The 308-nt window shown below is 66.2% G+C and carries 1 protein-coding gene and 1 pseudogene; both read right to left on the reverse strand.

What is annotated here, in order from left to right:
- A pseudogene (locus AC5RU7_RS21100) lies at positions 1–172 on the reverse strand (glucose-6-phosphate dehydrogenase assembly protein OpcA); the annotation flags it as partial.
- Positions 169–308 (reverse strand): hypothetical protein (locus AC5RU7_RS21105; RefSeq protein ID WP_494053889.1); only part of this gene is annotated, 140 nt, incomplete at its 5' end. The pseudogene AC5RU7_RS21100 and the gene AC5RU7_RS21105, both read right to left, overlap by 4 nt.

The raw sequence follows: 308 nt of genomic DNA on the forward strand, positions 1-308 counted from the left end.
GTTCCCGGCTGGCCTCGTTCGCGGCCTCGATCGCTTCTTCCTCGAGCCCGGACTTCGTCACGACCACCAGGGTCAGGACCCGGCCCAGCGCGATCACCCCGCCCTGCTCGCGCAGGGCCATGATCTTTTTGGACACGTTCGAGGTGGTGGTATCGGGCAGGTCTACGATCATGGCCTTCTCCAGGTTCGTCCGTCACGGGCCAGCAACTCATCCGCCGAGGCGGGGCCCCAGCTGCCGGGGGCGTAGGGCTCGGGCTGCTCTTTCAAGGACGCCCAGTAGTCCTCGAACGGGTCAAGGATCTTCCAGG

The organism is Arthrobacter sp. K410C (assembly GCF_059090105.1).